Raw genomic sequence first — 13,750 nt, forward strand, 5'->3', positions numbered from 1 at the left:
CTGCCGCTGCGCGGGGCTCGGTCCCCTACCCGCCCTTCCACCGTTCCCCAGGGAACGCCGCCGCAGACGGAAACGGCGCAGCAGCGGCACACGGCCGCAAGGCCACCGCCGCCAGGGTGCGAGCATGGGCGGTATGGCTACTCACCTGATCACCGGTGCCGGGTCCGGCATCGGCGCCGCCGTCGCGGACCGACTGCACGCCCGTGGCGACGACCTCGTCCTGCTCGCCCGCGACGCCGCCCGCGCCAAGCAGCTCACCAGCCGGTACCCCGGATCCACCGCCCTGGTCGGGGACCTCGCCGACCCCGACCGGCTCTCCTGGGCCTTCTCCAAGCAGGCCATCCCCGAGCGGATCGACTCGCTCCTCCACATCGCAGGGATCGTCGACCTCGGACCCGTCGGCGAGCTGCGCCCCAAGACCTGGCACCAGCAGCTCAACGTCAACCTCATCGCCCCCGCCGAGGTGACCCGCCTGCTGCTCCCCACCCTGCGGGCCTCGCACGCCACCATCGTCTTCGTGAACTCCGGCGCCGGCCTCGCCGCCCACGCCGAGTGGAGCGCGTACGCCGCCTCCAAGCACGGGCTCAAGGCCCTCGCCGATTCGCTCCGCGAGGAGGAGAAGGCGAACGGCATCCGCGTCACCTCCGTCTACCCGGGCCGCACCGCCACCCCCATGCAGGCGAAGGTCCGCTCCCAGGAGGGCGAGTCCTACGACGCCGCCGACTGGATCGACGCCGAGTCCGTCGCGACGACCATCGTGATGGCCGTGGACCTGCCCCGCGACGCCGTGGTGTCCGACCTCTCCGTGCGGCCCGGCCGGTGACCGCCTCGGCGACGGGGGTCGGCTCGCTGCCCGGCGGGGACGCCCGAGAGGCCGCCAAGACGGTCACGGGCTCCTTCGAGGAGTTCCCGTACCTCGCCGAGCTGCCCGCCCGCGGGCCCGGCGCGGACATGATCGGCCGGTCGCTGGGGCTGCTCGTGGACATGTACGCGCACGTGGAGCCCAGCGGCTGGCGGATCAGCGACCGGCCCGGCCGCGACAGCAAGCGGGCCCGCTCCTGGCTCGGGGAAGACCTCGACGCCCTCGAGGAGTTCACCCAGGGCTACCAGGGGAAGCTCAAGATCCAGGCCGTCGGGCCGTGGACGCTGGCCGCCGCGCTGGAGACGCACGGCGGCGAGGCCATGCTCCAGGATCCGGGCGCCTGCCGGGACCTGGCCGGCTCCCTCGCCGAAGGCGTGCGCGAGCACCTGGCGGACGTGAAGAAGCGCATCCCCGGCGCCGAGATCGTGCTCCAGTACGACGAGCCCTCGCTCACCTCCGTCCTGCTCGGACGGGTGCGCTCCGCCAGCGGCTACCGCACGTACCGGGCCGTCGACCGGCAGGTCGTCGAGGGGACGCTGCGCGAGCTGTTCGCCGTCCACGACGGGGAGGTGATCGTGCACTCCTGCGCGCCCGAGGTTCCCTTCGCGCTGCTGCGACGCGCGGGCGTCTCGGGCGTGTCGTTCGATTTCTCCCTGCTCACCGAGCGCGAGGATGACGTCATCGGGGAAGCCGTCGAGGACGGCATGAAACTCTTCGCCGGAGTGGTGCCCGGCACCGACGGCCCGTTGTCGGACCCGGGCGGTAGCGTCATGGGTGTCAGGAAGCTCTGGCGCAGGCTGGGGCTGGCCCCGGGGACTCTGGCGGAGTCCGTCGTGGTCACCCCGTCGTGCGGTCTGGCGGGCGCTTCGCCCGCCTACGCGCGGGCGGTTCAGGCGCACTGCGTCAGGGCGGCGAGGTCGCTCGCCGACAACCCTGAGTGATGGATTGAGACGGGCCACGGGAGGACACGGCATGGCAGCCGAACAGAAGCAGGGCAGCGAGACGGCCGTACCGGCGGCGGTGCGCGAACAGCACGCGCTGCTCGCCGAGCAGGTCGAGGAGCACCGCTTCCGGTACTACGTGAACGACCAGCCGGTCGTCAGCGACGCCGAGTTCGACAAGCTGCTGCGCTCCCTGGAGGCGCTGGAGGGGGAGTACCCGGAGCTGCGCACGCCCGATTCGCCCACCCAGAAGGTGGCCGGGGCGTACGAGACGGGCTTCGCCTCCGTCGAGCACCGCGAGCGGATGCTCTCCCTCGACAACGCCTTCGACGACGAGGAACTGGCGGCCTGGGCCGAGCGCGTGGCCCGGGACGCCAACACCTCCGACTACCACTACCTGTGCGAGCTGAAGGTGGACGGCCTCGCCGTCAACCTCACCTACGAGAACGGCCGCCTGACCCGCGCCGCCACCCGCGGCGACGGCCGCACGGGCGAGGACATCACGCCCAACGTCCGCACCATCGCCGAGATCCCGGACCGCCTCAAGGGCGACCGGATCCCGGCCCTGGTCGAGATCCGCGGCGAGGTCTTCTTCCCGATGGAGAAGTTCGAGGAGCTCAACGCCCGCCTCGTCGAGGCCGGGGACAAGCCCTTCGCCAACCCGCGCAACGCGGCGGCCGGTTCGCTGCGCCAGAAGGACCCCAAGGTCACCGCCACCCGCCCGCTGCACATGGTGGTCCACGGCCTCGGCGCCCGCGAGGGCTTCGAGATCGACAAGCTCTCCCACGCCTACGAGCTGCTGCACGAGTGGGGCCTGCCCACCGCCAAGCACAACAAGGCGCTCTCCTCGCTCGCCGAGGTCCGGGAGTTCATCGCGTACTTCGGCGAGAACCGGCACTCCGTCGAGCACGAGATCGACGGGGTCGTCGTCAAGCTGGACGAGATCCCGCTCCAGGGCCGCCTCGGCTCCACCGCGCGCGCCCCGCGCTGGGCCATCGCCTGGAAGTACGCCCCCGAAGAGGTCAACACCAAGCTGATCGACATCAAGGTCGGCGTGGGCCGCACCGGGCGCGTGACCCCGTACGCGCAGGTGGAGCCGGTGACGGTGGCGGGCTCGGAGGTGGAGTTCGCGACCCTGCACAACCAGGAGGTCGTCAAGGCCAAGGGCGTGCTCATCGGGGACACCGTCGTACTGCGCAAGGCGGGCGACGTCATCCCCGAGATCCTCGGGCCGGTCACGGACCTGCGGGACGGCAGCGAGCGGGAGTTCGTCATGCCGGCCGAGTGCCCCGAGTGCGGGACGCCGCTGCGGCCGATGAAGGAGGGCGACATCGACCTGCGCTGCCCCAACGGGCAGACCTGTCCCGCCCAGTTGCGCGAGCGGCTCTTCTACCTCGGCGGCCGCCAGTGCCTGGACATCGAGAACTTCGGCTCGGTGGCCGCGGCCGCGCTCACCCGCCCGCTGGAGCCGGCCGACCCGCCGCTGCGCGACGAGGGCGACCTCTTCGACCTGACCATCGAGCAGCTGCTGCCCATCAAGGCGTACGTCCTCGACCCGGACAGCGGGCTGCCCAAGCGGGACCCGAAGACGGGCGAGGAGAAGATCGTCCTGGTCTTCGCCAACCAGAAGGGCGAGCCGAAGAAGAACGCCCTGTCGATGCTGGAGAACATCGCGGCCGCCAAGGACCGCCCGCTCGCCCGCATCATCAACGGCCTGTCGATCCGTCACGTCGGACCGGTCGCCGCCGAGGCGCTCGCCCGCGAGTTCCGGTCCATCGAGCGCATCGAACAGGCCACCGAAGAGGAACTGGCCGCCACCGACGGGGTCGGCGCGATCATCGCGGCCTCCCTCAAGGAATGGTTCTCCGTCGACTGGCACCAGGAAATCCTGCGCAAGTGGCGGGAAGCCGGTGTCCGGATGGAGGAGGAAGGTTCCGGCGAGGAAGAGGGCCCGCGTCCGCTGGAAGGGCTGACCGTGGTCGTCACCGGCACTTTGCAGAGCCACACGCGGGACGGCGCGAAGGAAGCCCTGCAGAGCCTCGGCGCCAAGGTGACCGGGTCGGTGTCGAAGAAGACCTCGTTCGTCGTGGTCGGTGACAATCCGGGCTCCAAGTACGACAAGGCAATGCAGTTGAAGCTCTCCGTCCTCGACGACGCCGGGTTCGCCGTCCTCCTCGAAGAGGGCCCGGACGCGGCCCGCGCGGCCGCGCTTCCGGTGGAAGGCGCCACCGAAGCGGAGTAGCGAAGGCGAACAGATGCGTGGCGTGCGGCCGTGGGAGCGGGCGCACGCCAGGCGCTCGGGGCGGTGGCACTTGGAGGCCAACGGCTGGTACACGGCGGCGGCAAGGCCGGTACAAGGCTGGTCGAGGCGTGGTTGGCTGTCGGATCATCAGACGGGTGACTGGGGGGTCCTGGTTCAAACTCACCCGTTCGGCGGATACCGTACTGATGAGGATGGCTGGGTCGTATTCGGGCAACCGCCGCCGACCGCTGCCCCTGGGTGCCTCTCGCGTCCTACTGTTGAGGGGTGCGCCCGTCGTGCACGGCTGCTTGATGCGTATCCAGTCGTGATGGCATGACATCGGGGCCATTGCGTGGCATCGGCATTGCCGGCTGTGAGAGGGACGGGCATGAAACCCACCGAAAGCGCCGACCCGTCACCAGATTTCGGCGGGGAACTCCCGCCGGTGCGGGCGGGCCGACTCGGTGTCCTGGGTTCCAGGACACCTGATTCCCGGCCGCTCGGCACCGGCACCGGACCGGGCGCGGGCGGATCGGGGCTGCGGCACGCCGCGCTGCCCTTCGCCGTCGTGGGCGTCGCCGCCGTGGTGCTCGCCGTCGGCATCATCACCGCGCTGACGAGCAGTCACGCCCTGTTCCCCGGGGGCGCGGTCGGCTGGGCGCTCGCCCTGCTCACCGGCATCATCGTCGGCCACCTCGTCGCGCTGGGCCGCGACCGCTGGTGGGGCGGCACCGGTTCGGGCGCCGCCCTGACCCTCGGCGTCCTCATCCTCTACGGATGGGTCCCCGCCGGCCTGGTCTCCCTCGCCGTGGTCACCCTCGTCGGCGCGGCCCGCCGCCACCGCTGGCGCCAGGGCCTGCTGCACGGCTCCACCGACATCCTCGGAATCGGCGCGGGCGCCCTCGTACTCGCCGCCTTCGGCCAGGACCCCACCGTCGAGCATCCGTGGCTGCCCACCAGCTGGGGGATCGAGGCGATCCCCGAAGTCATCCTGGTGGCCCTCGCCTACCTGCTCGTCACCCGCATCCTGCTCTGGCTCGCCCTCGCGCCGAGCGGTGGGGGACTGCCCACCGTCGCCCGTACCGCACTGGTGCGCCAGGCCCTGGTGGCCGTCGCCCTGCTCGGCATCGCCCCGCTGATCTGTGTGGTCGCCGAAGCCCAGCCGGTACTGCTGCCGCTGTTCGCCGTACCGCTGATCGCCCTCGACTCCACCCTGTGGATCGCCCGCGCCCGCGCCGAGGAACAGCTGCGCGACCCGCTGACCGGACTGCCGAACCGGCAGTGGCTGCTGGAGCGCGCCTGGAGCGCCCTCGACCAGGCTGAACGTTTGGGCACCCGCTCGGCGCTCGTCCTGATCGACCTGGACCGCTTCCGCGCGGTCAACGACACCCTCGGCCACCTCGCCGGCGACCGGCTGCTCCTGCAGATAGCGGACCGGCTGCGCCAGGCCCTGCCCCCGGACGCCGAGGCCGCCCGCCTCGGCGGCGACGAGTTCGCCGTCCTGCTCCCGCTCGCCGACTCCACCACCAGCGCCCAGCGGGTCGCCCGCCACCTGGTCGCGGAGCTCAGCTCCCCGCTCGACCTCGACGGCCTGACCCTGGTGCTGGAAGCCAGCGCCGGCCTCGCCGTCTTCCCCGACCACGCCCTCGACGCCGAAGGGCTGCTGCGCCGCGCCGACGTCGCCATGTACCAGGCGAAGCGGGACCGTACGGGCGTCGAGGTCTACGAGTCCAAGCGCGACAGCAACACCCCCGACCGGCTCGGCCTGCTGGGCGACCTGCGGCGCGCGCTCGACGCGGGCGAGGTGGAGCTCCACTACCAGCCCAAGGTCCGCTTCGACGGACAGGTCGCGGGACTCGAAGCGCTGGTCCGCTGGGTCCACCCGGAGCGCGGACGGGTCTCCCCGGACGAGTTCATCGCCATCGCCGAGACCTCCGGGCTGATGCCGCACCTGACCGAGTACGTACTGGAGACCGCGCTCGCGCAGGTCGCCCGGTGGCGGGCCCAGGGCCTCAAGGTCCCGGTCGCCGTCAACGTCTCGCCGCGCGACGTCCACACCCCCGGCTTCGCGGGCGCCGTGGCCGCGCGCCTCGCCCGGCACGGGGTCCCGGCGAGCGGTCTCCAGCTGGAAATAACGGAACACGTGCTGCTGGAGGACCCGCAGCGGGCCGCCGACACGATGGCGGGCCTGACGGGCCACGGCGTGAAGATGTCGCTGGACGACTTCGGCACGGGCTACTCCTCCCTCGTCCACCTGCGGCGGCTGCCGGTCAGCGAGCTGAAGATCGACCGCTCCTTCGTGGCCCGGCTGGCGGTGGACGCGCAGGACGCGGAGATCGTCCGCTGCACGGTGGACCTGGCCCACTCGCTCGGCCTGCTGGTCGTCGCCGAGGGAGTCGAGGACGACGAGACCTGGGAGCGCCTGCGCGACCTCGGCTGCGACGCCGTCCAGGGCTGGCTCGTCGCCGCCGCGATGCCTCCGCAGGAGGCCACGGCCTGGCTGCTGGCCCGCGGCGAGCGGGGCTGGCGCCGCCCGGCGGACATCACGGCAGAGCTTGCGGCGGAGGCCGCGGCCGCGCAGACGCAGTGAGGTACTTCGAGGCACCGGCGGTGCACCTGCCTGCGGCCGGGGATCCGCCTTCGGTGTTCCTGGCCGGCGGGATCACGCACTGCCCGCCGTGGCAGCCGGTGGCGGCGGCCGCCCTTGCCGACTTCGTCGTCCTCAACCCGCGCCGGGCGGACTTCGACGTGTCCGACCCCTCGCAGACGGACGTCCAGATCGCGTGGGAGCACCGGCACCTGATGCTGGCCGACGTGACGCTGTTCTGGTTCCCGGTGTGTGACGCCGCGCTGACGGTGCAGCCGATCACGCTGTACGAGCTCGGGGCGGCCGCGGCCGTGCCGGGCCGGCGGCTGGTCGTCGGCGCCGACCCGGGGTACCCGCGCCGCGCGGACGTCGTGGCGCAGCTGGCCCTTGCCCGGCCGGGCCTCCCGGTCCACCGGACCCTGCCGGAAGCCGTGGCCGCGGCCCGAGCCCAGCTGACCGCCCTCGGCTGAGGCGGGCCCTGCGGGGCTTGTCCCCGACCCGCCCTTCCACCGTTCCCTGGGGCTCCGCCCCAGACCCCGCGCCTCAAACGCCGGCGAGGCTGGAATTGCCCGGCGGGGCTGGATGATGCCGCGCAGCGGCATTTCCAGCCCGTCCGGCGTTTGAGGACCGGGTCCGGGCAGAGCCCGGGGAACGGTGGAAGGGCGGGTAGGGGACTCCGCCCCGCGCAGCGGCACACCCGCAGCCGGGCCGGGCTTCGCACGGTGGAATCGGGCCCGAGCAAGTGGCTCCGTACCGCCCCGGAGGAAACCGGGGCGTCGACCAGGGGCCGGGCCCCATAGGATTGGGCCCGAAACCTACACACTCACCACCCCCAGAGGATCGCTGCATGCCTGGCATCACGCGCGAGGAGGTCGCCCACCTCGCTCGGCTGGCACGTCTGGAGCTGAAGAGCGAAGAGCTCGACCACTTCGCTGGACAGCTCGACGACATCATCGGCGCGGTCGCCCGCGTTTCCGAGGTCGCCGACCAAGACGTTCCGCCGACCTCCCACCCGCTGCCGCTGACGAACGTCATGCGCGCGGACGAGGTCCGTCCTTCGCTCACCCCCGAGCAGGCGCTCTCCGGCGCCCCCGCCCAGGAGCAGCAGCGTTTCAAGGTGCCGCAGATCCTTGGTGAGGACTAAGAACATGACCGACACGCACAGCATCATCCGGCTGACGGCCGCCGCGACCGCCGAGAAGATCGCCTCCGGCGAGCTCACGGCCGTCGAGGTCACCGAGGCCCACCTGGCCCGCATCGAGGCGACCGACGAGAAGGTCCACGCCTTCCTGCACGTCGACCGCGAGGGCGCCCTCGCCCAGGCCGCCGCCGTGGACGCCAAGCGCGCCAACGGCGAGAAGCTGGGCCCGCTGGCCGGCGTCCCGCTCGCGCTCAAGGACATCTTCACCACCGTCGGGGTTCCGACCACCGTGGGTTCGAAGATCCTCGAAGGCTGGATCCCGCCCTACGACGCCACCCTGACGCGCCGGCTGAAGGAAGCCGACGTCGTCATCCTCGGCAAGACCAACATGGACGAATTCGCCATGGGGTCGTCGACGGAGAACAGCGCTTACGGGCCCACCGGCAACCCCTGGGACCTCACCCGGATCCCCGGCGGCTCCGGCGGCGGCTCCGCGGCCGCGCTGGCCGCCTTCCAGGCGCCCCTGGCGATCGGCACGGACACCGGCGGTTCGATCCGTCAGCCCGCCGCCGTCACCGGCACCGTCGGCGTGAAGCCCACCTACGGCGCGGTCTCCCGCTACGGCATGGTCGCCTTCTCCTCCAGCCTCGACCAGGGTGGCCCCTGCGGCCGCACCGTCCTGGACACGGCGCTGCTGCACGAGGTCATCGCCGGCCACGACCCGCTGGACTCCACCTCCATCGACGCCCCGGTCCCGCCGGTCGTCGAGGCTGCGCGCAACGGCTCCGTCGCCGGCATGCGCGTCGGTGTCGTCAAGCAGTTCGCCGGTGAGGGCTACCAGGCGGGCGTCGTCCAGCGCTTCAACGAGTCGGTCGAGCTCCTCAAGGAGCTGGGCGCCGAGATCGTGGAGCTGGACTGCCCGTCCTTCGACCTCGCGATGGCCGCGTACTACCTGATCGCGCCGTCCGAGTGCTCTTCCAACCTGGCCCGTTTCGACGCCATGCGCTACGGGCTGCGCGTCGGCGACGACGGCACCAAGTCCGCCGAGGACGTCACCGCCCTGACCCGCGAAGCCGGTTTCGGCGACGAGGTCAAGCGCCGCATCATCCTCGGTACGTACGCGCTCAGCTCCGGCTACTACGACGCGTACTACGGTTCCGCCCAGAAGGTCCGCACGCTCATCACGCAGGACTTCGAGAAGTCCTTCGAGCAGGTCGACGTGATCGTCTCCCCGACCACGCCGACCACCGCCTTCCCGATCGGTGAACGCACCGACGACCCGCTGGCGATGTACCTCGCGGACCTGTGCACCATCCCGACCAACCTGGCCGGCAACTCCGCCATGTCGCTGCCCTGCGGCCTGGCCCCGGAGGACGGTCTCCCGGTCGGGCTGCAGATCATCGCCCCGGCGATGAAGGACGACCGGCTGTACAAGGTCGGCGCCGCCGTCGAGGCTGCCTTCGTCGCACGCTGGGGTCACCCGCTGCTTGAGGAGGCTCCGTCGCTGTGAGTTCGAGTGCGCTGTCCAAGGCCAAGGGCTTCAAGAAGTCCAAGTCCGGTACGTACCTGTCGATCGGCACCACCGCTTTCGGCGCCTTCAGCGTGCTCAAGCAGGCCAAGAAGGCCCGCACCGAGCACGACACGCTGAAGCTGATCGACGCCGTCGTGTCCGCCGCGGCCATCGTCACCGGCCTCGCGATCCTGTACCGCGAACTGAAGCGTCTCGGCGACGACGACATCCTGCTGGGCTGAGAGGGAATTTCCACTGTGACTGCCATCGAACTGCTGTCGTACGAGGACGCCCTCGCGTCGTACGACCCCGTCATGGGCCTCGAGGTCCACGTCGAGCTCGGCACGAAGACCAAGATGTTCTGCGGCTGCTCGACCGAGCTGGGCGCCGAGCCCAACTCGCAGACCTGCCCGGTCTGCCTCGGTCTGCCCGGCGCGCTGCCGGTCGTGAACGAGATCGGCATCGAGTCCGCCATCAAGATCGGTCTCGCGCTGAACTGCGAGATCGCCGAGTGGTGCCGCTTCGCCCGGAAGAACTACTTCTATCCGGACATGCCGAAGAACTTCCAGACCTCCCAGTACGACGAGCCCATCGCCTTCAACGGCTTCCTGGACGTCCAGCTGGAGGACGGCGAGATCTTCCGCGTGGAGATCGAGCGCGCCCACATGGAGGAGGACACCGGCAAGTCGCTGCACGTCGGCGGCGCCACCGGCCGTATCCACGGCGCGTCCCACTCCCTGCTGGACTACAACCGCGCCGGCATCCCCCTCATCGAGATCGTCACCAAGCCGATCGAGGGCGCCGGCGAGCGAGCCCCCGAGGTAGCCAAGGCGTACGTCGCCGAGCTGCGCGAGGTCATCAAGGCGCTCGGCGTCTCCGAGGCCCGCATGGACAAGGGCCAGATGCGCTGCGACGTCAACCTGTCGCTGCGCACCAGCCCCGAGGTGCCCATGGGCACCCGCAGCGAGACGAAGAACGTCAACTCGCTGCGCTCCGTCGAGCGCGCCGCCCGCTTCGAGATCCAGCGCCACGCGGCGGTGCTCTCCTCCGGCGGCTCGATCGTGCAGGAGACCCGGCACTTCCACGAGGAGGACGGCTCCACCACGGCCGGCCGCATCAAGGACAACGCCGAGGACTACCGGTACTTCCCGGAGCCCGACCTGGTCCCGATCGCCCCGGCCCGCACCTGGGTCGAGGAGCTGCGCTCGGGCCTGCCCGAGATGCCGCGCGTGCGCCGCAACCGCCTCCTCCAGGAGTGGGGCGTCACCGAGCACGACATGCAGTCGATCCTCAACGCGGGCGCGGTGGACTCCATCGTCGCCACCATCGAGGCCGGCGCCGACTCGACCGCCGCCCGCAAGTGGTGGATGGGCGAGCTGGCCCGCAACGCCAACGAGCAGGGCGTCGTCGTCGACGAGCTGCCCATCACCCCCGTCCAGGTCGCGCGCGTCGCGGCCCTGGTCGCGGCCGGTGAGCTCAACGACAAGCTGGCCCGCCAGGTCCTCGAAGGCGTCCTCGCCGGCGAGGGCACCCCGGACGAGGTCGTCGAGAAGCGCGGTCTGAAGGTCGTCTCGGACGAGGGCGCGCTCGGCGCGGCCGTGGACGAGGCCATCGCGGGCAACGCGGGCATCGCCGACAAGATCCGCGGCGGGAAGATCGCCGCCGTCGGCGCGCTGGTCGGAGCGGTCATGAAGACCACCCGCGGCCAGGCCGACGCGGCGCGCGTCAAGGAGCTCATCCTGGAGCGCCTGGGCGTCTCCGAGTAGTTGGAGTAGTTCGCACCGTACGCAGACGGCGGCCCCGCACCGGTTCTCCGGTGCGGGGCCGCCGTCGTACGGGCCTGCGGGGGCTACCGCTTGAGCTGGGGGGCGGCGATGACGGTCGTGCCGTTCTCGCAGCCCTTGTCCACCTTGATGCTCAGCCGCAGGGCGCCGCTCACGTCCACGGTGTGGGTGATCGGCTTGCCCAGTTCCACGAGCTCGGAGAAGGCGGCGGGCTGGCCGTCGAGCGAGATGGTGACGCGCCCCTTCTTGTTCGTCGAGCCGTCGTCGATCCCCGCGGTGAACTCCAGCGTCTTCCACTCGCGGTTGAGGTCGAACTCCGCCTGGGCGTCGAAGTTGCAGCTGGGCGTCTGGATGAAGGCGGCCCCGTACTGCTTGGTGTTGATCTTGGCGGGCCCGACGTCGAACCCGCCCAGGTCCTTGACCGGCCCCATGACCGTCAGGTCGGCGGCCTTGATGTCCGGTGCGATCCCCGACGGGGGCTGGGAGCCCGTGGCGGTGGGCTGGGCCGTAGGAGTGCCGGACTCGGATGCCGACGCCGACGCCGACGGCGCGGGTGTCGGGTTCGTGGAGGCCGAGGGGGATACGGAGGACGAGGCGGCCTTGTCCCCGCCGTTCGCAGTGTTCCCGCTCTTCGCCTCCTCCTTGTCCCCGATCAGCTTCACGCCGACCACCGCGCCGCCCGCCACCACCAGCACCGCGAGCACCGCCCCGAGCACCAGCCCGGTCCGCCGCTTCTTGCGCGGGGGCGGTCCGGGTGCCGGTTCCGTACGGGACTCGGCCACGGGCGCGGGACCGTACCCCTGCGGCACGCTCGCCTGCACCGGCGGCGGGCTGTACGCCGGCTCGGTGGGCGGCGGGGTGTACACGGGCTCGGCAGGCGGCTGGACGTAGACCGGCTGGGCGGGCGGAGGCGTGTACGCCGGCTGGGCCGGCGGAGGCGTGTACGCCGGCTGGGCCGGCGGAGGCGTGTACGCCGGCGGGGGCGGGGCCACGGGCCTCGGCGGAGCCGCGGCCTGTGCCGGGGGCGCGGCCGGGACCGGCGGCACGTCCCGGACCACCCGCTGCGAGGTGGACGTGGTCGTGGACACCACGGCATGCCGGATGTCCTTCATCCAGCCGGCCAGGTTCACCGGCCGCTTCAGCGGGTCGGAGGCGTAGATGGAGGCGATCCGGGCCCGCTGCTCCGCGTCCAGCACCGCGAACTGCGGCAGCCGTACGAGGGCCTGCGCCAGCAGATCCGGGGTCGCGGGCGGGGATTCCCCGCTCAGCAGGAAGTACGCGATGGCCCCGAAGGCGTACCGGTCCGCGCCCGGGGTCCGCTTCCCGTCGAAGACCTCGGGAGCCGCGTAGCCCGGGGTGAACCAGACCTCCGCGGTCTGGTGATCGGCGGTCAGCTTGCTGAGGCCGAAGTCCACCAGGGTGGCCTGCCCGTGGGCGTCGACCATGACGTTGCCGGGGGAGAGGTCACCGTGGATGACCTGGCGCCCCGACGGGGTGGCCTTCCCCGAGTGCAGCCAGTCCAGTACGTCGGCCAGCTGTTCCAGCGTGCGCATCACCTCGCGGCGTTCGGCGGCGGTGGCGAGCGTCCGCTCGGCCCGCCAGTCGCGCAGGTCCAGCCCGTCCACGTGGTTCATGACGAGCACGAGGGCCCGCCCGGTCAGCGTCCCGGACTCGCCGGGCCGGTGGATCGGCGGCCCCTCGAAGTGCTCCCGTACGCCCACGACGCCCGGCCGGTGGACGAAGCGCAGCAGTTCTGCCTGCTCGTTCCACTTCTGGCTGATGCGGTCGAAGACGTCCGGGGTGATCGTGGTCTTGGAATCGAGCACCTTCACCACGACGGGCTCGGACCCTCCGGCGAGCTCGATCTCCGCGAGATAGAGCACGGCTTCCCCGCCGCGTCCGATGGAACGGAGCAAGCGGTAGCGGTCTGCTGCCGCGTCCGGCCCGATGTGCAGATTCTGGCTGGTCAATTTCCCCCCAGCGCCAAGTTATTGATGGATTGACAGCTTCCCGTGCGGTGGTTGGCGGGGTCAATGGGAATCGGCCCCCGCACCCCCATCGGGCTTCCGGGGGCAGGGGCTTGGCAGACTGTGCGCGGGAAAGCGGACTGGGGAGGGGGACGGGTGGAGATCGGTGCGATGGTCATCGCCGTGACGGGTGTCGCGGGCACGCTGGGGGGCGCGCTGCTGTCCCAGCGGGGTGCGGCGCGCGCGAAGGCCCGTGAGATCGAACTCGTGCGCAGGCACGACGCGTTGCGCGAGAACCTGCTGCTGCGGCGCACCTGCTACGCGGACCTCAACCGGGACGCACGGCAGTTCGCCACCGCCCTCAACCGGCATCTGCACGCGATGCGGGAGCGCGGAGTGGAGGACGCCGACCGGGCCGCGCTGGACGTCGCGAAGGATGCCTTCCGCGATCGCTACTCCGAAGCCCAGATGATCGCCCCCGACCCCGTCCTCGCACCCGCCACAGTGGTCAATCACGCCCTGTCGGGCGTCTACGGGCAGGTGAAGCGCCTGGAGCGGGGTGCGCCGGACCCGGGGGAGTCGATGGAGTCGGCGTCGGAGGCCCAACAGGGCGTCTGGGGCCCGCTCCGGGAGATGCGGGCAGCCATGCGCGCCGACCTCGGAGTGTCGGGCGGGCAGCCGGGCCCGCCGCCCCCTCCCCGCATGTAAGCGGTCTG

At 71.6% G+C, this 13,750-nt stretch carries 11 protein-coding genes; 10 read left to right on the top strand and 1 reads right to left on the bottom strand.

The annotated features are described in order from the left end of the window. The first annotated feature begins 133 nt into the window (after positions 1 to 133). The 9 genes from OHU74_RS25460 to gatB all read left to right on the top strand — a co-directional run bounded on the left by OHU74_RS25460 (position 134) and on the right by gatB (position 11,049). Positions 134 to 823: an SDR family oxidoreductase gene (locus OHU74_RS25460; RefSeq protein ID WP_371618025.1), complete on the top strand. Its 690-nt coding sequence runs from the start codon at positions 134 to 136 to the stop codon at positions 821 to 823. Further along, positions 820 to 1,803, top strand: a complete 984-nt coding sequence (locus tag OHU74_RS25465) for a methionine synthase (protein WP_371618026.1) — start codon at positions 820 to 822, stop codon at positions 1,801 to 1,803. Before OHU74_RS25460 ends, OHU74_RS25465 begins: the two co-directional genes overlap by 4 nt. Before the next feature lie 31 nt (positions 1,804 to 1,834). Further along, a complete protein-coding gene (gene ligA / locus OHU74_RS25470) occupies positions 1,835 to 4,045 on the top strand; it encodes an NAD-dependent DNA ligase LigA (RefSeq protein WP_371618027.1) in 2,211 nt (736 codons plus the stop codon). Between the two features lie 388 nt (positions 4,046 to 4,433). Then, complete coding sequence (locus OHU74_RS25475; RefSeq protein ID WP_371618028.1) at positions 4,434 to 6,635, top strand: putative bifunctional diguanylate cyclase/phosphodiesterase; 2,202 nt, start codon at positions 4,434 to 4,436, stop codon at positions 6,633 to 6,635. Between the two features lie 20 nt (positions 6,636 to 6,655). After that, positions 6,656 to 7,102, top strand: a complete 447-nt coding sequence (locus OHU74_RS25480; RefSeq protein WP_371618029.1) for a nucleoside 2-deoxyribosyltransferase domain-containing protein — start codon at positions 6,656 to 6,658, stop codon at positions 7,100 to 7,102. A 377-nt stretch (positions 7,103 to 7,479) separates the two neighbouring features. Next, a complete protein-coding gene (gene gatC, locus OHU74_RS25485; RefSeq protein ID WP_007266718.1) occupies positions 7,480 to 7,776 on the top strand; it encodes an Asp-tRNA(Asn)/Glu-tRNA(Gln) amidotransferase subunit GatC in 297 nt (98 codons plus the stop codon). A gap of 4 nt (positions 7,777 to 7,780) precedes the next feature. Then, on the top strand, positions 7,781 to 9,283 hold the full coding sequence (gene gatA / locus OHU74_RS25490; RefSeq protein WP_371618030.1) for an Asp-tRNA(Asn)/Glu-tRNA(Gln) amidotransferase subunit GatA: 1,503 nt from the start codon (positions 7,781 to 7,783) through the stop codon (positions 9,281 to 9,283). Beyond that, positions 9,280 to 9,525, top strand: a complete 246-nt coding sequence (locus OHU74_RS25495; RefSeq protein WP_371618031.1) for a hypothetical protein — start codon at positions 9,280 to 9,282, stop codon at positions 9,523 to 9,525. The genes gatA and OHU74_RS25495 overlap by 4 nt, the downstream gene beginning before the upstream one ends. A 15-nt stretch (positions 9,526 to 9,540) precedes the next feature. Continuing rightward, on the top strand, positions 9,541 to 11,049 hold the full coding sequence (gatB, locus tag OHU74_RS25500) for an Asp-tRNA(Asn)/Glu-tRNA(Gln) amidotransferase subunit GatB (protein WP_330298715.1): 1,509 nt from the start codon (positions 9,541 to 9,543) through the stop codon (positions 11,047 to 11,049). A gap of 83 nt (positions 11,050 to 11,132) precedes the next feature. On the opposite strand, the gene OHU74_RS25505 is transcribed toward gatB, so the two are convergent. Further along, on the bottom strand, positions 11,133 to 13,037 hold the full coding sequence (locus tag OHU74_RS25505; RefSeq protein ID WP_371618032.1) for a protein kinase: 1,905 nt from the start codon (positions 13,035 to 13,037) through the stop codon (positions 11,133 to 11,135). Positions 13,038 to 13,190: 153 nt separating this feature from the next. On the opposite strand from OHU74_RS25505, the gene OHU74_RS25510 reads away from it, so the two are divergent. Then, positions 13,191 to 13,742 (top strand): hypothetical protein, encoded by a 552-nt coding sequence (locus tag OHU74_RS25510; RefSeq protein ID WP_330298717.1) that lies wholly within the window; start codon positions 13,191 to 13,193, stop codon positions 13,740 to 13,742. Positions 13,743 to 13,750 lie beyond the last annotated feature (8 nt).

The sequence above is a fragment of the Streptomyces sp. NBC_00454 genome (assembly GCF_041434015.1).
Lineage (GTDB): Bacteria > Actinomycetota > Actinomycetes > Streptomycetales > Streptomycetaceae > Streptomyces.

Bases quoted from the DNA above. Each gene is read 5' to 3' on its own strand.
- OHU74_RS25475 (WP_371618028.1), top strand. From the start codon at position 4,434: ATGAAACCCACCGAAAGCGCCGACCCGTCACCAGATTTCGGCGGGGAA.
- gatC (WP_007266718.1), top strand. From the start codon at position 7,480: ATGCCTGGCATCACGCGCGAGGAGGTCGCCCACCTCGCTCGGCTGGCA.
- gatA (WP_371618030.1), top strand. From the start codon at position 7,781: ATGACCGACACGCACAGCATCATCCGGCTGACGGCCGCCGCGACCGCC.
- ligA (WP_371618027.1), top strand. From the start codon at position 1,835: ATGGCAGCCGAACAGAAGCAGGGCAGCGAGACGGCCGTACCGGCGGCG.
- OHU74_RS25460 (WP_371618025.1), top strand. From the start codon at position 134: ATGGCTACTCACCTGATCACCGGTGCCGGGTCCGGCATCGGCGCCGCC.